This is a genomic window from Methanomassiliicoccus sp., assembly GCA_033485155.1.
Classification (GTDB): domain Archaea; phylum Thermoplasmatota; class Thermoplasmata; order Methanomassiliicoccales; family Methanomassiliicoccaceae; genus UBA6.
The window spans coordinates 108,822-129,663 of the sequence record JAWQJJ010000007.1; the positions used below are offsets into that span (position 1 = coordinate 108,822).

The window sequence follows — 20,842 nt, forward strand, 5'->3', positions numbered from 1 at the left end:
TGCTATATAATGACGTGATGAAACCATCGGCGGAATGAAATGAAGAAAAGGGTTAAAAAAGGGAAGGAGGGGTAGGCTCAACCGATGTTGTTCCGGTACCGGTCCTTCAGTTCACCCATCTTGCCCTTGTTCCAGCCCCTGGTCTTGGAGAAGAAGCCGGTGACCCGGGTGATGCCCTCGGTGTCGGGAGACCCGCAGAACTGGCAGGTCTCGTGAAGGCCCCTGGTGGTGCGGCCGCAGGACAGACAGGAGGTGAACTCCGGGCTGAAGGCGATCTGCGCGTTAGAGGTGTTCTGGAAGGTCTTGATCACGAACGCCGCAATGCTCTCCGCCGGGGGCTTCGATTCCCCAAGCCATACATGGGTGAGCGACCCGGCATCGATGAGCGGATGGAACCGGCCCTCCTGCTTGACCCTCTCGATCGCTGATATGGGCGCCCCGACGTTGAGGTAGGTAGAGTTGGTGTAGTACACCTCGCCGTTGGACTTGTTGCCCTTTATGACAGTGGCCGATTGCAGCGGGTAGTACTTCATGTCCAGTTTGGCGAACCGATATGCCGTCGACTCGGCCGGGGTCTGCTCGAGGGGCATCTTCAGCCCGTACTCATTGCCGATGCGCTCGGCCTCGGTCTTCATGTGGCTGATGACCTTCAGCCCGAACTTCAGGGCCTCTTTGGACTCGTGCATCTGCTGCCCGGTGTGGTACTGAACCAGCTCATTGAGGCCGACCATGCCCACAAGGAAGGAGGACTTCTTGATCCGGTAGTAGCTCTCTCCGTCCATGTTCATGGTGAGCAGCGAGAGCGGACCATTCTTGCCCATGTTGAACAGCTGGGTGATGAACTCCCTCTTCTGGATATGGGCCTGGGCCACCATCTCGATGCGCTTGGTGAGCAGCTCGAACAGCCTGGCATCATTCTGGTGGGCGTCGTAGGCGACCCTGGGGAGGTTGATGGTCACGTTCTGCATCGCGCTGTACCTCATCTTCCATGGCGTCTTGGCGTCGTCGAGGTCGCTCTGCTCCAGCTTGAAGGTTAAGCGGCAGCACTCCGAGATCTTGGCGGTTCCGCCGCGGTCGAACACGAAGTAGGTGTTGCCCTTCTCCGATGCGACTTGGCAGATTTTGTGGAGAAACTCCTCATGACCCTCAGTCTGGAAGAACTTCTCGGTCATGTGCACGTTGGGCTTGGGGAAGAAGAACGGCCTCCCCATGGCGTCGCCCTCCATGTACACATCGAACAGAGCATTGACGAACCTCTGGGCCTCCTTGGAGTAATCCTCGTAGTTCTTGCCGGTGAACTTGCCCTCCGGTCCGATCGCCGGCACACCGACGAAGTGGTCGGGGACCTCCCAGTAGAGGTTAAGGTCGGAGAAGATGCTCTGACCGCCGCGGGCAACGGCCTGCTGGGCGAACTCGTAGATGAGGATTTGGGCGAGCTGCTTCATGCGTTTGTCGTCGACATCCACAAGGTAGGGAGCTAGGAACAGGTTGAACGCGTCCCAGCCGATCGCGCCGGAGAAGTGGCCCTGTAGGGCCGCGGAGAACTTGATGATCTGTTCGATGAGGACCTCGGGGTGCCTAGCCGGCTTGGCGATCGACAGGGCGTTGGGGAGGTTGAGACCGAACTTCTTGACGTACTCAATGCTCTGTCCCGAGCAGTACGGTCGGTCCACCATGCCTAGGTCGTGAAGGTGAATGTCGCCCCGCATGTGGGCGTCCGCTAGATCTTGTGAGAAAACTTCGAGGAGGGCAAACTCTTTCTTGATGTTCTCGGCGAGCGTGAGGTTCGTCGCTTCCGGCCCGTGAGGGACATTGGCGTTCTCCTTGTTCGGCGTCATAATGATCTGCCTAGCATCGTATAGGGGAACACCGAGACGGGTGTGCTGCTTCCTTATCTTGGAGAGCCCGTACTCGACAAGCTTCGCGTTCGTCAATTCTCTGATAAGGGGAGCGGTGATCATATCGATCTCGAGCTCGGATATCATCTTCTCGACCTCGCGGGAGATGATTGCTGCGGCATCCTCGCTGATGGTCGTTTCCCTTATCAGAGCATCATAGATCTTTGAGCGATCCCACTTCTTCAGTTCCTCATCGGAGGTCCTGACGAACAGGGTCAGTTCGGTCGACTCTTTGTCACCGTAGATATCTGTCGATTTCACTATTGGATCAGATGCTTTCATTATATCACACTTGCCCATCCTAACAGTTTCGAAATAAGAGCAAAGGGTCCTATCTAGCCTATGGTTTAAAGTAATTTTTGAACGCGAATTGAAGAGGGAATTGATAACAAAGAAAACCAAAAATGTCCATCGGTCCGAAATATTGTTACCATATTTGTTATCAGGTATTCAAGCCAGATGCATCATTTTACCATCGTTAGGGCATGTTAAATGCCGTTAATTGGAGGGGAGTTATTACTGTTCCTGATTATAGGAAAGCGAACTCAGCGAGTCGCTATAGATTCATTAGATTCGATATAATGTCAAGTATTTAATTGCGGGACGTCAATGATCACAAACATGCATCCGGCACTTACCCGGCCGGTCTCGAGCGAATATATCAGGAAATAGCAGGGGCTCGGCGCCGGATAATTGCCAATTTTTCTGCTTTTAATTGCTCGAGGGGCCGACTTGAGATGGTAGAAACGAATCGGCTGTTTAAGATTTCCAGTTACTAATAAATGATACTCAAAGGACTAACTTATTTATTTATCATGTTTGTTACCACATTGGTTACCAAATGTTCAACCCAGACAAGGCTTTGAAGGATAACATATTCGACATTTTAAACAATGACGGTAAATCCATCAGTGCATTGTCGCGGGATCTGGAGGGGCGCGGCATCAGCATTCACCGCCTTATCCTCACCGGCTACCTCCGGGCATTGACCGATTATAATTATCTCAAAGAGAAGGAGGTGCCCCCGGCCAAGGTATACGTGCCGGTCAAAGGCAAGGAGAAGGACATCTATGAGGTGGTGGGGGAGTTCTCTCGCCGGCTGGAGAATGGTCCGGACGCCGACCTATTGATACTCTACAGCCTGAACCGCCTGTTCCGCCGTCCGGTGTTCTTCGAGGAGCTGAGGAAGGCAGGGCTGAGGGACATGCCATCTGCCAAGCAGGTGGGGATCGAAGAGCGGCAGGAAGCGAAGAAGTTCATTCAGAAGGCTCGTCTGAAGGTCAGCGACATGAATCTGATATACTATCATGACGACCCGGCTTTGGCCTCCAAGTACGAGGAACTGCTATCCATGATCCTCTGCGACCTGCTGTCCTTTTCGAGCCTGGTCAGGGATACCAAGCAGACCAAGCTGGACTTCTCCCAGCCGGTTCCCTGAGCGACCTCGGAAGGCCCAGAGAATTTATTTAACCAATAGCTCATTGCGAGGCTATGGACCTTCAAGGACTGGCAGATGGTATCCGGAATTATCCGGGAGTCACCAGGAAGCGGACCATCTCCGAGGTCATCAGTTTCTTTCCGCATATACCGAACAAGAACGTTCTAGCTGCCTTCGGCGAGGATGCCGCGGTGATCAAGTTCAACGACGACGTCCTCCTGCTGGCAGCCGATGGCATCATGGAGTCTCTGATGAAGGCCGCCCCGTTCTACGCCGGGTATTTTGCCGTGTTGGTCAACCTCAATGACATTTCGGCCATGGGAGGAGTCCCCCTAGCCCTTGTGGACATAGTCTCGATGAAGGACGAGAAGGTCTGCAGCCAGGTCATGAAGGGAGTCGAGGGGGCCATGGCGAAGTTCGGCGTACCGGTGGTCGGTGGCCATACCCACCCTGACTGCGCGTACAACGCGATAGACGTGGCGGTGCTGGGGACCGCCCGCCAGGATGCGGTCATCTACTCGCACACCGCCCAGGAGGGCGAGGACATAATCTTCGCCATGGATCTTGATGGTTTCTTCCCTCCATCCCTGCCATTCGCCTGGGATACTACCACTCGGAAGGACGCAGATATCTGTCGGCGCCAGATGCTCATCATGAACGAGATCGGCAAGCGTCACCTGGTCCGATCGGGCAAGGATATCAGCAATCCAGGGTGCATCGGGACTCTGGGCATGCTCTTGGAAACGAGCGGCAAGGGCGGGATCGTCAACATCGAGGACATCCCCCGGCCCGACGGAGTCGATCTCGCTCAGTGGATCAAGGCATATCAGGGTTGCGGCTTCGCCGTGACCTGCGAGCCCCGCCACTCTGAGGAGGTCCGAGAGCTGTTCGATACCGTAGGAGTGACCGCAGCGGTGGTCGGGAAGGTCGACAACTCAAGGCATCTGACGATCAAGGAAGGCCAAGAGAGCGCGGTCCTCTTCGATTTCGCGTCGGACGTGATAACGGGATGCGATCCCAGCAAGGTGCCGGTGAGTGCGGAGAAGCGCTAGGCCACAGAGGTTGTCGCTCGGATCGGCCCGAGTGATCCTACCAGCTTCTCAGCCCCGCTCCCCTTTGAGCGTTAGTAGTCCACGGTAAGGCTGCTCCCGTCAGGGCCTGACCCGTTCCCCGTGACCAGGGATGGGCGTGCAACCCTCCGATCGCACCTCCCATCCGCCTCCAACCCCATAGGACGAGGCCTCATAGTCGTTGGCAGGGCCCGCGCCTTTCCGGTTACGACGCCCCCTGCTGTCACCCCCGCTATCGACGGTTACGGTGTATAAGGGCGTGCCGAACGTCCCGGTCGAGCCTAGCCCTCCTCCTAAGAGGCTGTACCTATATATCATTTCCGTCATGCTGGGTAACTGGAATTACGACTGGACGTGCCATCGCTGCCTTCTCTGGCGTGCGATCGCAGACCGCTCCCGAGCCAGCTCCGAGGGAAGGACGCTCGGGTCCATACCCATACGCTCATTTTCTCCATTCCTATTATTATTCACACCGGCCGAATGTACGAATCATGATCCGGGCAGAAAGCCGAGCGAGCCAAAGCTGGTTATCATTACTGATTTTTATTCTTGATAACAGTAAGTCAGATAAAATTGCCAATAAATGAAAAATTTATTGTTGCCAGTAGTCAATCTGATAACAGATATGATAACAAATAGCAATGGCATTTTTATATAATGTACATATATGTACGTATATGTTACCCGGTCACTCCCCAAACCTAGTTTTAAAAATTAATATAAATATCAAAATAGATTCCGCTAGATGATAACAAGCGGGCTCGGAGGCGCGGGCCGGGAACGGTCCGGGCCCCTCCGAGATCGCATGTGAGGTGGAGAAAATGAAGGTCTGAGAAAATGGAGCGTGTAATCTCACCAAATAAGCCGCATCCCCGGGTTCCTCAGGGCAGTTCTCGATACCCCTCCCTGAGGTCCCGGGGATAACAACGGCCCTTGTCGTCTGATATCGTTCTTCCTTCTCAGCATGGAAATGAGTGTTCTCGGCCGCGCCTCCGCTGCGACGCGACAGGTTCCTCTCGGATCTTGAGCGCGATATGTCGATGCGGCCATCAGTCGAGAGGGCCGATGCTCGGGATCAGAACCTCTTGGGCGAGGTCCGCTCCCCACCTCGGGTGCAATAGTGTAGCCCTCGGAACCCGAACTCGGTGTGTACCGGGCACTTTGGACATATGCACTTGAGCTCCCGGCTCACGCAGTCCGGCGAGCGGCCGTAGAAGCAGAACATCCTCTCATCCCGGTCCTTGGCACACTCAGTGTAGGTTGGACACTTAGGGCAGGGGCATTTCGACCTCATGGCGGCGATCTCGGCCTTCCGCTTCTCCGGGGACATCCTGTTTAGCTCATCTATGTTGCGCATCCGGTTCACCCTGTTCCTTACGCATCTCCACCTCAGAACCGTTGATGCAGTAATATATGTTCACCAGCTCCGCTCGGGCGGCCAACGGGCAGTCCGGACAGTTGCAGCCCATCTCCTCAGTGATGCACTCACCACTGCGGCCCAGGAAGCAGTACAGCAGTTCCCCCGCGTCACCGGCGCACTTCGTGTAAGTGGGGCAGTCGGGGCAGACGCACTGCGCCCTGAACTCGTTGAGCTCCGCCTCCCTGTCCCCTCCCGTCCTTGATTCCAGCTCCTTAACAATGCGATCGAATGCGCTCATGAGCTCACCGGAATCCATTCCTACTACCGACTATTAAGGGGTGACGGGGGAGGGCCCCGTCCGCTGCTTATTTCCGCATGAAGGAACATTATTGTCACTTATGGCGGTCGGAGGCAAGCCAGACTGGTTGAGGGTCAGGGCGCCTGGCGGGGAGACCTTCACCAAGGTGAGGGAGCTGGCTCGGAGGAGCGGCCTCCACACTGTGTGCGACTCCTCTCACTGCCCAAACATCTCCGATTGCTGGTCCCGGGGCCATGCCACCTTCATGATCCTCGGGAGAAGATGCACCCGGGACTGCGCCTTCTGCGCGGTGGAGCACGGTGCCCCGGAACCGGTGGACCTCGGGGAGCCTGAGCATATCGCGGCCGCAGTCAGGGACCTTAAGCTCGAGCACGTCGTGGTGACCTCGGTGACCAGGGATGACCTGCCTGATCAGGGAGCGGGGCAGTTCCGCGCGGTGGTCGAAGCCATAAGGGAGCTCAGCCCGGGCACGAGAGTTGAACTCCTGATCCCCGACATGGGCAGCTCGAGGAGTTCGATCGGAACGGTGTGCGCGTCCGTCCCGGACGTCCTGGGGCATAACATCGAGACGGTGGAGCGTTTACAGGGCGTGAGGGATCGTAAATCCTCTTACTGTCGTTCGCTCTCGGCCCTTAGCCTCATGGCTGAGCTCGCACCCGGGGCGGTGATCAAGAGCTCGCTGATGCTCGGCCTCGGGGAGACCAGGGAGGAGGTGATGGCGACGCTGAGGGACCTGAGGAAAGCCGGGGTCTCCGCCATTACCATGGGGCAGTACCTCAGGCCCGGAAACGGAAGATTGGAGGTTTCCGAGTATATCTTCCCCGGGACGTTCGCCGAGCTGGGCGAGGCGGCAAGGGCGATGGGCTTCCGTCACGTGGCCTCGGGACCGTTGGTGCGAAGCTCATATAACGCCCACGAGATGCTAACGAACAGGACGGAGAACCATGCTGACCGATGACTATGACCCCCTCCGGGGGCGGATGCTGCAGGTGCTGGACCAGGACGGGCAGATCGTGGAGCCGTCGCTTGAGCCCAAGCTCGACGCGGATATGCTCGAAAGAGCGTACCGGACCATGGTCCTGTCCCGGGTGGCGGACGAGAAGGCGGTCATCCTCCAGCGGCAGGGGAGACTGGGCGCGTACCCGCCCAACCGGGGGCAGGAGGCCGCCTCCCTGGGGCCGGCCATGGCCCTCGACCGGGACGACTGGCTGGTGTGGGCCTTTCGGGAGCTGGCCGGCCTACTGTGGAAAGGCCTCCCCCTCCTAAGCTTCTACCTCTACTGGATGGGCAACGAGGAGGGTAGCCACTATCCGCAGGGACTGAACATCACCCCTGCCGCGGTGCCGGTGGCCTCCCAGCTGTCCATTGCCGTGGGGATCGCCTATGCCTCGATGTGCCGCAGGGAAGGGAGGGTGGCCCTTGGATTCTGCGGGGACGGGGCGACCTCGGAGGGAGACTTCCACGAGGCTCTCAACAGCGCAGGCGTCCTGAGGACGCCCAACGTGTTCGTGATACAGAACAACCAGTGGGCCATATCGGTCCCCCGGAGCAGGCAGACAGCGGCCCCGACCCTGGCCCAGAAGGCCTGTGCCTATGGATTCAAGGGCATCCAGGTCGACGGCAACGACCTCCTCGCCATGTACATCGCCACCCGGGAGGCGGTGGAGAGGGCCAGGCGGGGGGAGGGCCCCACCCTCATCGAGGCATACACCTACCGGCTGGGCAACCACACCACTTCCGACGACGCCAGGAAGTATCGTCAGGAGCAGGAGCTGAGAGAGTGGGAGCTCCGCGATCCCCTCGTCCGCCTGAAGACTTATATGACGGCCAAGGACCTGCTGGACGAATCGAAGGAACAGGAGATATGGAAGGCGGCCCGCGACGCCACGGACAAGGGGGTGAAGGAAGCCGAGAGCTTCCCGAAGCCTGCCCTGGAGGACATCTTCCGGTACACCTATGAAGAGATGCCCGCCGAGCTGAAGGCGGAGCTGGAACGGTTGCGTTCAGAGCTCCAGGACGGTGAGCGGTGATGGCATTGATGAACATGGTCTCGGCTCTCAACTCGGCCCTCGACAATGAGATGGAGGCTGATCAGTCGGTGGTCGTCCTCGGCGAGGACGTGGGCAGGGACGGCGGCGTGTTCCGGGTCACCGAGGGGCTGTTCGACCGCTTTGGGGACCAGAGGGTCATCGACACCCCCCTGGCCGAGGGCGCCATCGCCGGGATGGCCATAGGCATGGCCCTCAACGGGTTGAGGCCGGTGGCGGAGGTCCAGTTCATGGGCTTCTCCTACCTGACGCTGAACCAGATGATCTCCCACGCCTCCCGCCTGCGCAACCGCTCGCGGGGGCGGTTCACCGTCCCCATGGTCCTTCGGATGCCGTACGGAGCTGGGGTCAAGGCGTTGGAGCACCACTCCGAGAGCACCGAGTCGCTGTACGTGCAGATCCCCGGCCTCAAGGTCGTTGTCCCCTCCACCCCACGGGAGGCCAAAGGCCTGCTCATAGCGTCGATTCGCGATCCCGACCCGGTGGTGTTCCTGGAACCTACCCGCTCCTACCGCCTGATGAAGGAGGAGGTCGAGGAAAACGCTTTCTCCATTCCCCTGAGCGCCGCCCGCGTGGTGCAACCGGGGAAGGACGTCACGATCGTGGGATGGGGGGCCATGATGCCCCTCGTTCAGAAGGCCGCGGAAGCCGCGGGAAGCGAGGGGGTGAGCTGTGAGGTCATCGATCTGCGGACCTTGAGCCCCATGGACAGCGGGACGGTGGTGGAGTCGGTGAAGCGAACGGGACGGTGCGTCGTCGTGCAGGAGGCGCCCCGCACCTGCGGAGTGGCGGCGGAGCTCGTCGCCCGGATCAACGAGGAAGCTCTGTTGTCGCTGGAAGCTCCGGTGGAGCGGGTGACCGCCCCGGACGTTATCGTCCCCCTTCCTCAGGGAGAGAAGTACTACTACCTGAACGCGAACCGCGTGTATCGGGCGGTAAAGAAGGTTGCGGAGTTCTAGGGTGATGTGACATGGCGAAGGATTTCATGTTCCCGGACCTCGGAGAAGGGGTCACCGAGGGCGAGATAAAGAAGTGGTTGGTGAAGGTCGGGGACGAGGTCCGCAAGGACCAGCCCATTGCCGAGGTGGAGACGGACAAGGCGGTGGTGGAGATGCCATCACCGTACTCCGGAAAGGTCCTCAAGCTCAGTGCGGCGGAAGGAGGTATCGTCAAGGTCGGCGAAGTGCTAGCGACAATCGGCGGAGAGGGAGAGACAGTGTCCGCGGCCGAGCCTCCTTCTTCCACCTCGGTCGTCGGCGAGCTGCCGGAGACGGACGAGGAGGTGGTGACCGCCCGCCCCTCACCTTCCGCACCTCCCTCGGCCGGGGTCCAGGCCACCCCCGCCGTCCGGAAGCTGGCCAGGGACCTCAAGGTCGATCTGGCGTCGATCAAGGGCACAGGGCCCCAGGGCCGGGTGACCGAGGAGGACGTCAAACGGGCCTCCGCCCCATCGGTGGAGGCACCGGAGCCAGCGATGAAGGCGAAGTTCGACCTCTACGGGTGGGTGGACCGGAGGCCCCTGCGAGGCATCCGCCGCTCGACCGCCAGGCACATGATGGAGGCTCAGGCCAACGCCGCCCTGGTCACCACCATGGAGGTTGTCGACGTCACCGACCTGGTGACCTTGAGGGAGAGGATCAACAAGCAGGCCCAAGAGGCCAAGGGGATCAAGCTCACCTACCTCCCGTTCATCGTCAAGGCGGTGATCGCCAGCCTGAAGAGGCATCCCTACATGAATTCCTCCATGGACGAGGAGGCCGAGGAGATCGTCATCAAGAAGTACTACAACCTGGGCATCGCCGTGGCCACCGAGGACGGCCTCATGGTCCCGGTAGTCAAGGCCGCCGATCAGAAGGACCTCTTCACCCTGGCCAAGGAGATCAAGGACCTGGCGCAGGCCGCTGCCGACCGCAAGGTCGATCTGGCGGACCTCAAGGGCGGGACCTTCTCCATCACCAACTACGGGGTCTTCGGGAGCACCTACGCCACCCCCATCCCGAACTACCCGGAGGCGGCGATCCTAGGCGTGGGCCGGATCCAGGACGCCCCCCTGGTGGTGGGCGGGGCGGTGGTGCCGAGGAAGGTCATGCACCTGGCGCTGACCTTCGACCACCGCATCATGGACGGGGCCCAGGCGGCATCCTTCCTCACCGACCTCCGCCAGATGCTGGAGGGGCCCGAGGCCCTGCTGCTCGACCTTTAGCGGGAAAAGGTCCAGCTCCGATCCCCGTACCTCGAGTCGGCCAGCTCCGAGGCCCGGGCATCTTCAGACGTGCTCAACGTCGCCTCCGTCCACTCCTTTCCCGCCAGGAACGAACGGTGCAGGCTGCTCAGCAGCGCTTCCTGGCTCGCCCCGGACAGCGAGCGGACGGAGGTCACCCGGTTCCTGGCCTCAGTGATCGCCTTGTCCGAGAGCTTCATCCGGTCGACCCGCAGCACCGAGAACATCCTTTCGAGGTCCAGGTCGTGTAGCACCGTGCCGTGCTGCAGGAAGACCCCCTGCCGACGGGTCTGCGCGCACCCCGAGATCTTCCTGCCACTTGCGATCACGTCGTTGATGGGGGCGAACTCCGCGTCGATGCCCAGGTCCCCCAGGGCGCTGATGACCCAGCCGCAGACCTCCCGGTACGAGGCGGTGATGTCCGACCCCATGAGGGCCTCGGGGGCGATTACGCTGTAAGTGATCTCCCCCCTGTGGTCGTGGTACACCGCCCCTCCGCCGGTGCGCCGGCGGACCACGTCCACGCCCAGCCGGGCACACTCATCCAGGTCTACCTCGTCCCGCGCTCGCTGGAACCGCCCGATGCTGACCGCCGATGGCCGCCACCCATAGAACCTTACGGTCGGGAGGGCTCCGTGACCCACCGCCTCGGCGACCGCTTCGTCGATGGCCATGTTCATGGGGGCTTGATGCTGCTCGAACGGCAGCAGGCGCCACCTCATCTCAGGGCCTCCAGGACCACCGCGGCGAGGGACCGCGCGTCGAAGCCCAAGGCGGTAATGTGCCCGTCCCCCATCGCCTCTGAGATGGCCGCGATCAGCTCCTCCTCGTCAGCGGCTACGGGAAGGCCGATCAGTACCTTCTCCAGGGAAACAATGGACTCCTCAGGATAGAGAAAGAAATCCCCCGAGACCTCGGCATCGGTGATGTGGAGGCCATCATGCTTAAGGCGGACCGCGAGGAGCTTGCCCCCGGGGACCTTGCGCCGGGCGGTTGCCTCCAACACTCACTCCTTGCCCAGCTTGATTATCTGCTCCTTGGTGGTATGCATCCCGCAGAGGGCCTTCTTGGTCCGCTCGTTGTACAGTGCCGGGACGCCCAGAGAGCCACCGCATGCCTTCTTTAGCACATCTCCATAGGAGCGCATAAGCTTGGCGTTCTCCTCCGAGTGCCAGACCTCGAGCTCGGTGATCCCTTGGCCGCCATCCTTGGACAGCTCGGCGTTGGCCTCGTTCACGATGGGATGGAGCTTCGCGCAGTGGGGGCACTCGCGACCCCAGAAGAATATCAGCCTGTTATCCTGTTCCGTCATTTCATTCCCTCTTAACGAACAATCCGCACCAGCATTCACCCGTCTCCTTGTAGACCGGCTGAATGAAGAAGTTGCAGGGGCATATCAGATTGAGATCCTCCTCGAGGTCCCCGGTGGTGATCCGGCAGGGGCAATACTTCAGGCCGTGGTTCTTCTGGTTCTCCAGCTCACCCTTGGCCAGCGTTTTGACGAACTCCCGGTCGGGATTGAGCTTGAACGGTTTTCCTTCGGCGAACTTTTCCCACACATCCAGTAGCTGGTCCACCTGATCGAGCCTGTCGCCCCGGTCGATGATGACCTTCTTCGACTCCGGGTAGTCGATCAGCGTGAAGGCGTTCTTGGCCCCGCAGGTGGGGCAGATAGCTGGTCCCTTGATGCCATAGTGGATGTCATTGCATACGTTGCAACGCCAGAGCTTCTTCACCGCCATTTTTCTCCTCCATTGACAATGTTGGCAATCGAATATAAACCATTGGGAGCGGTTCCGACAGGCAAGGCTTATTAGGGCTCCAGCTCGAATGGTCTGATGATCACATGACCATCATTCGATGCCCAATATGCGATCAGTTCCTGGAAGGGGACGGGGAGGGTCCGCTCACCGTCGCCCTCCGCGAACACCTATCCTCCGCTCATCAGCTACATGAGCAGCACGACGTGCTGTCGTCCACATCACCGCTCCCGCACCAACCCCAGGAGTGGGAGGAGATGAAGCGCGAGGAGGTGTTGGTGGATCCCAAGGAAGGCGAGGTCGGGGAGGACGTCCCCGAATCCGTGCTGTGCCCGTTCTGCGGAGACCGGTTCCTCGGTCATGACGGGGAGGACCTGACCCAGCACCTCATCGCCCATCTTAGGGACGTCCACGGTATACACACGCGTGGCCGGTTCATGACCCTGGTCCGTTGATCAGAGTCTCTTGATGACCGGCCCCGGTGTCCTGAACTCGCCGTCCCAGTAGATGAGTACATCTGAGCGGTCGTAGTCCTTGGTGATGTCGGTGTGGACCACCTTGCCCATGTACCAGATGTGGTCCCAATCCCCCCGGTCGACCTGCTCTAGCTTCTTGACTTCGATGTTCAGCGGGCACTCCGCTATGCTCGGCGATCTTATCCTTTTTCCTGGCTGGGGAGTAAGGCCGACCTCCGCGAACTTGTTAAGTCTACTCCCGGACTGGTAGCCGCATTTCACGACCTGTTCTAGGATGTCCTTGCCCGGCACGTTGAGGGAGAAATCCTCGGTCTCCTCCAGCAGCTTGTAGCTGAACCGCGAGGTCTTGATCCCTATGCCCACGATGGTCGGGTCCACCGAGAACACGTTGAACATGCCGATGGTGGTGATGTTCTGCTCTTTCTCTCCTACTGCCAGGAGCATGACCGGGGCGGGGGGTAGCTGCATGACCGCTTCGATCGCTCCCATGTCCAGCTTGAGGTTCTCCTCCGTCATGGTAGCACCATACTTTAAGCGTAGGACGGGATTATAATAAGCGCTCCTAATAGGTGCGGTCAAGGATCCCAACGGGCCGACGGTCGAAACGTCTGGGCCGTGCTTGCCTCTGCCTGAGACCCCCGCCTCGCTCACGCAACGCTGATATCGAGGTCGTCCGGAGGCAGGGACATGAGCGCCCGCCAGGTCTGGCGGTCGATCCGACGGATCCTTCCGCCATTCTCATAATAGTGGATCTGGTAGTAGAACAACCACCAGTTGTTGAGCTCCAGCATCCGCAGCCGCAAAGCCGCGGCCTTATGTCTGGGAACGACCACCACCAGCCGGGCTTTGGACATTAAAATCTGGGCATATTCCACCATCAAATGGGGATCGGTGAGAGATTCCTCGCTCTCCACGAACTCCTTGCTCACCACATACCGTCCCTGGCAAGCGGTGATGATCCCTCGGCCGCATCGCACCTCGAACGATACCGTGGCGTCCGGATAGTGCTCCGTGACCTCGCGTTCGGTCTCTGACGCCCGCGCCCGGGTGACCACCTCGATGATGTTCATCCGCGACCCTGGGAGAGGAACGTGGAGATGGGTATTTAGCGTTGAGCATGTCCGTTCGGTGGAACGGCCGCGGATATCCGCGGAACAAGGATTATCTACTCGGCCCCATTCCTCTGGCGGTGGCCCGGCGGAGGAAGAAGCGGACGAACATCAAGCCCATCCTTTCCGCCTTCGTATGGGGAGTGTTGACCGGCTTGGGCATCGATCCCGGGCAGATGCTGGTCGAGACCACCGTAGATGCCCTGGGCCCCTATTTCCAGATCGCCGCCGTGCTGTTCCTGTTCGTCGTGCTGTACTTCTCCTATAATTGGATCGTGGAAGGCTTGTCGCGTTCTCGCAAGGCCTTCCGCACAGCCGGAGTGGTGGGCATCGCCGCTATCATCCTGGCGTTCCTGGCCGGCTTCTTCGTGTTCTCTTGGGATAAGGCTGCGATCATGCTTGCGGTGTCCGCGCTGGCATGGCTGTGGGCGACCTGGAAATAAAAACAGACGGCCCGGAGGCCGGAAAGGGCTCACTGAGAGTCGATGATCTTGATGAGGTGGTAGCCGAACTCCGTCTTCACCGGCCCGACCACTTCTCCCTTCTTGCCGTTGAAGGCTGCATCCTCGAACTTCTTTACCATCTGTCCCCGGCCGAAGGTGCCGAGGTCCCCTCCCTTGGCCTTGGACGGACACTGGGAATACTGCTTGGCGATGGCCTCGAAGCTTTCTCCCGACTTGATGCGGGCGAGGAGCTCGTAAGCCTTGTTCTGATCCTTGACCAGTATATGCGCGGCGTGAACTTTGGTAACCATGGGGTCAGGGCACGCCATCACCGGAATAAATAGCTTCTTCTGAAAAACCTCACTTCGGACCAGGGGTCCCCTCCAAACGGCGCTCCTCCATGATCATCTCCTTGATCTCCTCGATCAGGGGCACCCGGCCCTGCACCTTGAGATGTCCATTGATCCATAGCGCCGGCTGGGACATAATCCCCCGCTCCATGGCCACCTGGGGATTGAGGATCTTATCGACCTCCTCGTTCATCCCCAGCTCCTCCAGGGCCGCATAGGTGGCCGATTCCATGAGGCGGCACTTGCCGCACCGCATTGAGTAAAAGACCTCGATCTTCATGGTACCGTCTCGGATAGGTCATCCTCAGGATATAAAGAATCGAGGGAAAAAATCGTTATGCTCCTCGTCCATTCGCTCCCGGATGCTAGAGAAGGTGCGCGTGCTGACCAGGCACATCCGGCCGATCAGCGCGCTGCAGGAGCTCATCTACGGCCTGGTCATGTCACTGGCCACAATCAGCGTGGTGTCCCTCACCGTGGGACTGGACGAGTCGAGCCGCTCTACCTTGGTGCTCGCGGCCCTGGGGGTGAACTTTACCTGGGGGCTGGCGGACATGCTCATCCTCATCGTGCTGGAGAACTTCGACCGGTCCCGGAGGCGAAAGGTGGCCGCCTACGTCTTCAACGAGCCGGACGAGGACTGGGCGCTGGACATGATCCGGGAGGACCTGGAGGGCACCCTGATCGGACGCCTGGACCCCGCGGACCGAGAGCGCATATACGTCGACGTTCTGGAGAGCGGGATGCGGGCGATCGAGCCTCAGCCCCGCTTCAGCCCTGCCATCATCAAAGGTGGCGTCCTGGCGTTCATCATCACCGTGACCGCCGCGATTCCCGTCGTCCTCGTTCTCGTGCTCATAGCTCCGATCCATCTCGCCTTCCTCATGGCCTCGGCCACCGCGGCGGTGCTGCTCTTCCTCACTGGCTTCGTCTGGGCCCCCTTCGCCGGCATTGGGCGATGGCAGGCTGGGCTCGCGCTCATGGGCATCGGCCTCCTGATATCTCTGTCCACCCTGTTCATCGGTGGCTAGTCGCATCAACCTTATTACCGAGGGCCACGTTCGTCCCTCCGATGTTGAAGCAGCTGGATGTCGGTCAGTGGAGCGATAAGCGGCGGGGGAGCATCGGAGAGGTGCGCCGCCCGGTGGAGGACATCATCGCCCAGGTCCGCGAGCGGGGGGATGATGCCCTCCTGGACCTGACCGAGAGGTTCGACAAGGTCCGACCCGACCATATCCGGGTCGCCAGGGAGGACATCGAGGAAGCGTACCGCCAGGTGGACGACAAGGTCGTGGATGCCCTGAGGAGGTCGAAGGCCAACGTCGAGGCGTTCCACCGCCTCCAGCGCCCGGCCGATATGTGGACCCGGGAGGTTGCCCCCGGACTGGTCCTGGGGGTCAAGAACACTTCACTGGACCGCATCGGCATCTACGTGCCGGGGGGCCGAGCGTCCTATCCGTCCACGGTGATCATGTGCGCCGTGCCCGCGAAGGTAGCGGGGGTTCCGCACATCATCATGTGCACCCCGCCCCCGGTCAACCCCTTGACCTTAGTGGCCGCAGACATCGCCGGAGTGGACGCCGTGTATACAGTAGGCGGCGCTCAGGCAATCGCGGCCATGGCCTTCGGGACGCGGTCCATCGACCCCGTCCAGAAGATAGTGGGCCCCGGTAATGTGTATGTCACCATGGCCAAGATGCTCCTGAGAGACCGGGTGGAGATCGATTCCCCCGCCGGCCCCTCGGAGATCGCCGTCCTCGCCGACAGCTCGGCAGAGCCGGAGTTCATCGCCGCTGACATGCTCGCCCAGGCCGAGCACGACCCCAACGCCGCGTGCGTGCTCGTGACCACGGATGAGAACCTGGTGTCCAAGGTCGGCAGGGAGATCGAGCGCAGCGTGCCCCGCTCCGAACGGAAGGAGATCATCGAACGGTCGCTGCAGAACTGCGGATATGTGCTGGCGAGGGACATCGCCTCGGCGGTGGAGATAGTCAACTTCATCGCCCCCGAGCACCTGTCGATCCAGGTCTCCGACCCCCAGGCTGCGCTCAAGGATATCCGCAACGCCGGCTCTATCTTCGTCGGCCGGTATGCGGCGGTGGCCCTGGGCGATTACGCTTCGGGAACGAACCATGTGCTGCCAACCGCCGGCTACGCCCATGTGCACTCCGGCCTCGACGTCATGCACTTTATGAAGCGCAGCTCGGTCCAGATCGTGGACCAGGAGGGCCTGGAGGTCCTTGGGGACACGGTAGAGACACTGTCAAGGGCTGAGGGCCTACACGCCCACGCCCGCTCGGTCGCGGTGCGCCGGAAGCGGCAGGATTGATCGGCAATGCCAACTCCGGGCATGGAGGAAAAGATTAGAGTAACCGCCCGGCCATCACAGCGTGACATGTTCGAACCCATTCAGGTCCCGGCGTCGCTGACGTGGAGGCAGGCCGGATCGGTCCGCCGCAGCTACGAGCTGGTGAGCGAAGCACGGATCCTCGCCTCCATGCAGTTCCCCCGGCTGTTCAGCGATCTGGCGGAAGTGCGCATCGGAGATGCGGAATACTCGCTGGACCGCACCGGCATCCTGCACCCCAAGGTCATCCTGCGCCGAGGGCCGTTCCAGGAAGAGCTGGGGCAGGTGATGATGGGGTGGAGGGCGGCATGGACGATGGAGATCCTCGACGGGCGGCGCTACACAGTGGAGCGTAGGTCCATTTGGGGTGGCCTCTGGGCGCTCATCGGCTCGAGCAACGAGGTCCTGGCCGAGGTCCGAGTTCGACCGGCCATCCTTCGCCAGGAGGCCGAGGTGACCGTGCATGAGCGCGGATCCCGGGACCGCGATCTGCCGCTGTTCCTCACTGTCGCCTGGTATCTGGTGATCCTCAACCAGCAGGATAGTGCGGCTGCTTCTTCGGCCGGGGTGGCGTCGACATGAGCATCTCTGCCGGTAGCGCGGAATGGATCAGGCCCAAGGCTTGGAAGTTGGACTGGGAGCTGCGCCGCGAGAGTGAGGTCGTCGCCAGGATGTCCTCGCCCTCCTTCTTCGGCACCACCGTCCGGGCGACCATGGGGAGCGAAAACTTCGTATTGCGCAAGGGAGGCCTTCAAAGGCCCGGAGCGGCGATCTCGGCCATCGGGGCGAGCGCCGATCTCGCCCGCTTGGAGTATGACGCCCTGGACCGCGGGACCGTGGTCCTCGCCGACGGAACGACCTACCTGTGGACCCGCGTCGAGCCGGCGGGGACCTGGGCCATGCTTCGTCCGGACGGGGCGGTGTTGTTCACCGTGTTCCGCGACCTCCGGAACAAGTACCCCACCGGCAAGGTCGAAGTCAAGACTGAGGACCGGAACGGTGGAATGCTTCTCCTGCTGGTCTGGTTCATGATCAACACCACCGATTGCTGAACGATATTCAAATTCTTCCAGGCGCGCGTGGATATCGTCGTGGCGGAGATCGCACCGATCATCGAGTTGCTGCCGATCTTCGAAGCCATGATCTGTTTCCCCCTCTTCAGGTCACTATCTCTCGTCCCGATGATCTACCTTTGTAAGTAGTCCGGGGGCTGACTGAAGACGCACCGTCCGCCCAGGGGCCGAGGTCATTTCCGCCATACTGCCGATTCGTCCGCCAGCAGATTGATTGCCATGCTCGTCATCATCACCATGTGGCCGATAAGGACGAGGTCGAAGGTGCTTCTTCCCGGGGTAGCGGCGATCAGGAGACCTGCTGGGACCGCGAGTACTCTTGCCCTCATCCCATGTGGAAAGGCCCTCCGAAGGACGACCTCGGCCTGGAGCTCGCTGGGGTCGTGCTGGAGCTGGGCTGCGGAAACGGGAAGACGGCAGCCGTCCTCGTGCGCACTGCCAGCTCTGTGGTGGCGTTGGACTTCTCTCGCGTCGGCCTTAGATCTTGCCGCCTGGCCGTGCCTTCCCCCGGCCTCGAGCTTGTGAGAGGGGACCTGCGCTCCCTCCCCTTCGCCGATCGTACCTTCGATCATGTGGTGGCGTCTCACGTTCTGGGCCATCTGCTGCAAGACGAGCGCCGGAGGGCCATGGACGAGATTATCCGGGTGCTCGTACCAGGGGGCACTCTGGTGCTCAGAGCCTTCTCGGTGAAAGACATGCGATGCGGCCAGGGCCAAGAGATCGAGGCTGGCACCTTCCGGCGCGGTACCGGCATCAGGAACCACTTCTTCAGCGGGGAGGAGCTGCGTGTCCTGACCGTGGGCCTCGAGGAAGTGACGCTAGAGGAGTCGGTGTCCAGCAAGCGCTATGGAGGGCGGGAGATGACTAGGGCGGAGTGGTCCGGCATCTTCCGGGTTATTCGTGATGGCCCTCAGTCCAAGCCGTAGGCGTTCCTGGCACCACGGTGTGACGGGAGAGACGGTGAGCGGCCGGATACGGAACAGTCCCGCTTAGCCCGCTATTGGGGATGATCGGCCACCCTGGCCCGCATGGTCGGGCCGGCAGTAGATTGCACGAATCCACCTTTGAAAATAGATGCCCTCTGTCCTCACCGTCATCGCTTGATGATCTTCCGCTCCTTGCCCGGCATCTTTCGCAGCTTGCCGTTGTCCAGGGCCCATTGGTAATTTTCCTTCTCGGACGGGGCGATGAGCACCTTGTCCCCCGCGGCGTACTTCGTCCGCGATGCCCAGTCGGTGAAGCCAGAGACGACCTTGTAGACCTCCGCCTCCTCGACCACGTCCCGTCCCGGGCGGGCGCCCTTGAACTGGGAGTAGCTGCCCCGGAACATGGTGAGGGTGCCGCCCCTCAGCTCCGCCACCTCATTGCAGGTGGAGTCCAGAAGGTAACGGTCATGGGTGACGATGATGAACGTTCCGGGATAGTCGGCGAGGGCCATCTCCACGGCGTGTTTAGCCATGAGGTCCAGGTAGTTGGTGGGCTCGTCCAGCACAAGGAAGTTGAGGTCCATGGACAGTAGGAGGGCCAGGGCAACCCTGGCCCGCTCCCCGCCGGAGAGGGTCGAGATCGGCCGCTCGGCATCCTTCTGAGTGAGCATGAATCGGTACAGGAACGCCCTCGCCCTTGCCCGGGCATCGCCCTCCAGAGACTTGTTGATCTGCTCCAGCGAGGAGAGCTTGGGGTCCATGAGGTCGTGGCCCTGGGCGAAGTAGCCGATGCGCGCCCCGGGAGCCACCCACAGGTCGCCGCGCGAGGGCAGCTCTCCCAGGATGGCCTTGATGAGCGTAGTCTTGCCGGCGCCGTTAGGTCCGAAGAGGCCGATCTTATCTCCGTTATCGATGTCTATGTCAAGGTCCTCGAAGATCACCTTCTTGCCCCGGGAGACCTTGAGCTTACGGGCGATGACTACGTTCTTTCCGGACTTCTGCGCCGCAGCGATGTCGAGGGTGAGGTCCCGCTTCTTGTCCGGCGCTTCTTTGACTTCCATTCGCTCCAGCATCTTCAGCCTGGTCTTGTGGGTGGACGAGAACCATAGGGCCCGGTGCTGCTCGTCGGCGACCTTGGCCTGACGGTCCCTCTCCCGGACGTTCTTCTCGAACTCCTTGCGCTGCCTTTCCAGTTCCATCGCCTTCTTGTCCACGAACTGCGAGTAGTTGCCGGCATAGTGCCTGAGCTTAGCGTTCTCCAGCTCGTAGACCTGGGTGACCGTGCGGTCGAGGAAGTAACGGTCATGGGAAACGATGAGCACCGCGCCCTTGAAATCGAGGAGATGATCCTCCAGCCACTCCACCGCGTCGATGTCCAGGTGGTTGGTCGGTTCGTCCAGTATCAGCAGGTCGGCCTTCTCCGCTTGCGCCAGGACCTTGGCCAGCATGACCTTGGTCCTCTCCCCACCGCTCAGTTCGGCGACCTTCCCGGACGCTTTGTCCTCGATGCCGAAGGTCCGGAGGTGCTCGAGCGCCCGTTCCGCGTCGCTCATGGCGTGCGTGCTGGTCTGCTCCTGCAGCCTGGCATATTCCATGGAGATGTCGTTCCAGTCCATCCCCGAGGGCAACTCCCCGGAGCTCATGATCGCCTCCAGCTCCGCCATGCGTTTCCCCTCCTCGGTCACAGGTGCCGATGTCAGAGTCTCGTTGACCGTGGTGGTCTCGTCGAACGTCGGGAATTGCGAGAGGTAGACGATCTTGTTGGTCTTGATCGAGATCTCGCCCGTGTCCGGTCGGACCTCCCCGGTGATCATCTTCAGCAGGGTGGTCTTCCCCGCCCCGTTCGGTCCCACGAGGGCGATGCGGTCGTTGTCGTTGATCTGCATGGAGGCGTTCTTGATGAGGTCCTTGGGACCGAAGGCCTTGGAAACGCCTTCCAGACGGACGAGCATGAGACTCGATACGGGCACCTATCAATAAGCTTTACCCATCATGGACGTACCT

General features: G+C 60.6%; 25 protein-coding genes and 1 other RNA gene. 13 read left to right on the top strand and 13 right to left on the bottom strand.

Going from position 1 to position 20,842, the window contains the following annotated elements:
• Nucleotides 1-77: 77 nt before the first annotated feature.
• A complete protein-coding gene (gene nrdD, locus SA339_10840; GenBank protein ID MDW5563712.1) occupies nucleotides 78-2,159 on the bottom strand; it encodes an anaerobic ribonucleoside-triphosphate reductase in 2,082 nt (693 codons plus the stop codon).
• A gap of 580 nt (nucleotides 2,160-2,739) precedes the next feature.
• Between nrdD and SA339_10845 the strand changes: the two genes are divergently transcribed.
• Entirely contained in the window at nucleotides 2,740-3,336 is a 597-nt protein-coding gene (locus SA339_10845; GenBank protein MDW5563713.1) for a hypothetical protein, read from the top strand.
• A 53-nt stretch (nucleotides 3,337-3,389) separates the two neighbouring features.
• Complete coding sequence (locus SA339_10850) at nucleotides 3,390-4,388, top strand: methanogenesis marker 2 protein (protein ID MDW5563714.1); 999 nt, start codon at nucleotides 3,390-3,392, stop codon at nucleotides 4,386-4,388.
• On the opposite strand, the gene ffs is transcribed toward SA339_10850, so the two are convergent.
• The 3 genes from ffs to SA339_10865 all read right to left on the bottom strand — a co-directional run bounded on the left by ffs (nucleotide 4,383) and on the right by SA339_10865 (nucleotide 6,064).
• Nucleotides 4,383-4,693: signal recognition particle sRNA (gene ffs, locus SA339_10855), an RNA gene on the bottom strand. The genes SA339_10850 and ffs overlap by 6 nt on opposite strands.
• 788 nt (nucleotides 4,694-5,481) lie before the next feature.
• Complete coding sequence (locus SA339_10860; protein ID MDW5563715.1) at nucleotides 5,482-5,763, bottom strand: DUF2769 domain-containing protein; 282 nt, start codon at nucleotides 5,761-5,763, stop codon at nucleotides 5,482-5,484.
• Complete coding sequence (locus SA339_10865; GenBank protein MDW5563716.1) at nucleotides 5,747-6,064, bottom strand: DUF2769 domain-containing protein; 318 nt, start codon at nucleotides 6,062-6,064, stop codon at nucleotides 5,747-5,749. The genes SA339_10860 and SA339_10865 overlap by 17 nt, the downstream gene beginning before the upstream one ends.
• 100 nt (nucleotides 6,065-6,164) lie before the next feature.
• Here SA339_10865 and lipA point away from each other — a divergent pair, with 100 nt between their 5' ends.
• Genes lipA through SA339_10885 form a run of 4 tightly spaced genes read left to right on the top strand, consistent with a single transcriptional unit; the run spans nucleotide 6,165 to nucleotide 10,336 of the window.
• Nucleotides 6,165-7,043: a lipoyl synthase gene (gene lipA / locus SA339_10870; GenBank protein ID MDW5563717.1), complete on the top strand. Its 879-nt coding sequence runs from the start codon at nucleotides 6,165-6,167 to the stop codon at nucleotides 7,041-7,043.
• Nucleotides 7,030-8,115, top strand: a complete 1,086-nt coding sequence (gene pdhA, locus SA339_10875; protein ID MDW5563718.1) for a pyruvate dehydrogenase (acetyl-transferring) E1 component subunit alpha — start codon at nucleotides 7,030-7,032, stop codon at nucleotides 8,113-8,115. The genes lipA and pdhA overlap by 14 nt, the downstream gene beginning before the upstream one ends.
• Nucleotides 8,115-9,092, top strand: a complete 978-nt coding sequence (locus tag SA339_10880) for an alpha-ketoacid dehydrogenase subunit beta (protein ID MDW5563719.1) — start codon at nucleotides 8,115-8,117, stop codon at nucleotides 9,090-9,092. Before pdhA ends, SA339_10880 begins: the two co-directional genes overlap by 1 nt.
• A gap of 11 nt (nucleotides 9,093-9,103) precedes the next feature.
• Complete coding sequence (locus SA339_10885) at nucleotides 9,104-10,336, top strand: dihydrolipoamide acetyltransferase family protein (protein ID MDW5563720.1); 1,233 nt, start codon at nucleotides 9,104-9,106, stop codon at nucleotides 10,334-10,336.
• On the opposite strand, the gene SA339_10890 is transcribed toward SA339_10885, so the two are convergent.
• From SA339_10890 to SA339_10905, 4 genes are read right to left on the bottom strand one after another with little or no spacing between them, the layout of a single operon-like run.
• Complete coding sequence (locus SA339_10890) at nucleotides 10,333-11,076, bottom strand: biotin/lipoate A/B protein ligase family protein (GenBank protein ID MDW5563721.1); 744 nt, start codon at nucleotides 11,074-11,076, stop codon at nucleotides 10,333-10,335. The genes SA339_10885 and SA339_10890 overlap by 4 nt on opposite strands.
• On the bottom strand, nucleotides 11,073-11,360 hold the full coding sequence (locus SA339_10895; protein ID MDW5563722.1) for a lipoate protein ligase C-terminal domain-containing protein: 288 nt from the start codon (nucleotides 11,358-11,360) through the stop codon (nucleotides 11,073-11,075). Before SA339_10895 ends, SA339_10890 begins: the two co-directional genes overlap by 4 nt.
• Nucleotides 11,361-11,666 carry a hypothetical protein gene (locus SA339_10900; protein MDW5563723.1) on the bottom strand — a complete coding sequence of 102 codons (306 nt, stop codon included), beginning with the start codon at nucleotides 11,664-11,666 and terminating at the stop codon, nucleotides 11,361-11,363.
• Nucleotide 11,667: 1 nt separating this feature from the next.
• Entirely contained in the window at nucleotides 11,668-12,096 is a 429-nt protein-coding gene (locus SA339_10905; protein ID MDW5563724.1) for a ferredoxin-thioredoxin reductase catalytic domain-containing protein, read from the bottom strand.
• A gap of 104 nt (nucleotides 12,097-12,200) precedes the next feature.
• Between SA339_10905 and SA339_10910 the strand changes: the two genes are divergently transcribed.
• Entirely contained in the window at nucleotides 12,201-12,569 is a 369-nt protein-coding gene (locus SA339_10910; GenBank protein MDW5563725.1) for a hypothetical protein, read from the top strand.
• Here SA339_10910 and SA339_10915 read toward each other — a convergent pair whose 3' ends face one another.
• Nucleotides 12,570-13,106 (bottom strand): flavin reductase family protein, encoded by a 537-nt coding sequence (locus SA339_10915; GenBank protein MDW5563726.1) that lies wholly within the window; start codon nucleotides 13,104-13,106, stop codon nucleotides 12,570-12,572.
• Between the two features lie 131 nt (nucleotides 13,107-13,237).
• A complete protein-coding gene (locus SA339_10920) occupies nucleotides 13,238-13,660 on the bottom strand; it encodes a hypothetical protein (protein MDW5563727.1) in 423 nt (140 codons plus the stop codon).
• A 41-nt stretch (nucleotides 13,661-13,701) separates the two neighbouring features.
• On the opposite strand from SA339_10920, the gene SA339_10925 reads away from it, so the two are divergent.
• Nucleotides 13,702-14,142 (top strand): hypothetical protein, encoded by a 441-nt coding sequence (locus SA339_10925; GenBank protein MDW5563728.1) that lies wholly within the window; start codon nucleotides 13,702-13,704, stop codon nucleotides 14,140-14,142.
• Nucleotides 14,143-14,171: 29 nt separating this feature from the next.
• Here the strand turns inward: SA339_10925 and SA339_10930 are convergent, their stop codons facing one another.
• Nucleotides 14,172-14,453: a peptidylprolyl isomerase gene (locus tag SA339_10930; GenBank protein MDW5563729.1), complete on the bottom strand. Its 282-nt coding sequence runs from the start codon at nucleotides 14,451-14,453 to the stop codon at nucleotides 14,172-14,174.
• A gap of 49 nt (nucleotides 14,454-14,502) precedes the next feature.
• Nucleotides 14,503-14,772, bottom strand: coding sequence for a thioredoxin family protein (locus tag SA339_10935; protein ID MDW5563730.1), 270 nt, complete (start codon nucleotides 14,770-14,772; stop codon nucleotides 14,503-14,505).
• Between the two features lie 82 nt (nucleotides 14,773-14,854).
• On the opposite strand from SA339_10935, the gene SA339_10940 reads away from it, so the two are divergent.
• The 5 genes from SA339_10940 to SA339_10960 all read left to right on the top strand — a co-directional run bounded on the left by SA339_10940 (nucleotide 14,855) and on the right by SA339_10960 (nucleotide 18,838).
• The gene (locus tag SA339_10940; protein MDW5563731.1) at nucleotides 14,855-15,523 is read left to right on the top strand and encodes a hypothetical protein; all 669 of its coding nucleotides are present in this window, start codon (nucleotides 14,855-14,857) and stop codon (nucleotides 15,521-15,523) included.
• A gap of 41 nt (nucleotides 15,524-15,564) precedes the next feature.
• Complete coding sequence (hisD, locus tag SA339_10945; protein ID MDW5563732.1) at nucleotides 15,565-16,821, top strand: histidinol dehydrogenase; 1,257 nt, start codon at nucleotides 15,565-15,567, stop codon at nucleotides 16,819-16,821.
• A gap of 66 nt (nucleotides 16,822-16,887) precedes the next feature.
• Entirely contained in the window at nucleotides 16,888-17,421 is a 534-nt protein-coding gene (locus SA339_10950; GenBank protein ID MDW5563733.1) for a hypothetical protein, read from the top strand.
• Nucleotides 17,418-17,891: a hypothetical protein gene (locus tag SA339_10955; protein MDW5563734.1), complete on the top strand. Its 474-nt coding sequence runs from the start codon at nucleotides 17,418-17,420 to the stop codon at nucleotides 17,889-17,891. Before SA339_10950 ends, SA339_10955 begins: the two co-directional genes overlap by 4 nt.
• 260 nt (nucleotides 17,892-18,151) lie before the next feature.
• The gene (locus tag SA339_10960) at nucleotides 18,152-18,838 is read left to right on the top strand and encodes a class I SAM-dependent methyltransferase (protein ID MDW5563735.1); all 687 of its coding nucleotides are present in this window, start codon (nucleotides 18,152-18,154) and stop codon (nucleotides 18,836-18,838) included.
• Between the two features lie 167 nt (nucleotides 18,839-19,005).
• On the opposite strand, the gene SA339_10965 is transcribed toward SA339_10960, so the two are convergent.
• Nucleotides 19,006-20,808, bottom strand: coding sequence for an ABC-F family ATP-binding cassette domain-containing protein (locus tag SA339_10965; protein ID MDW5563736.1), 1,803 nt, complete (start codon nucleotides 20,806-20,808; stop codon nucleotides 19,006-19,008).
• Nucleotides 20,809-20,842 lie beyond the last annotated feature (34 nt).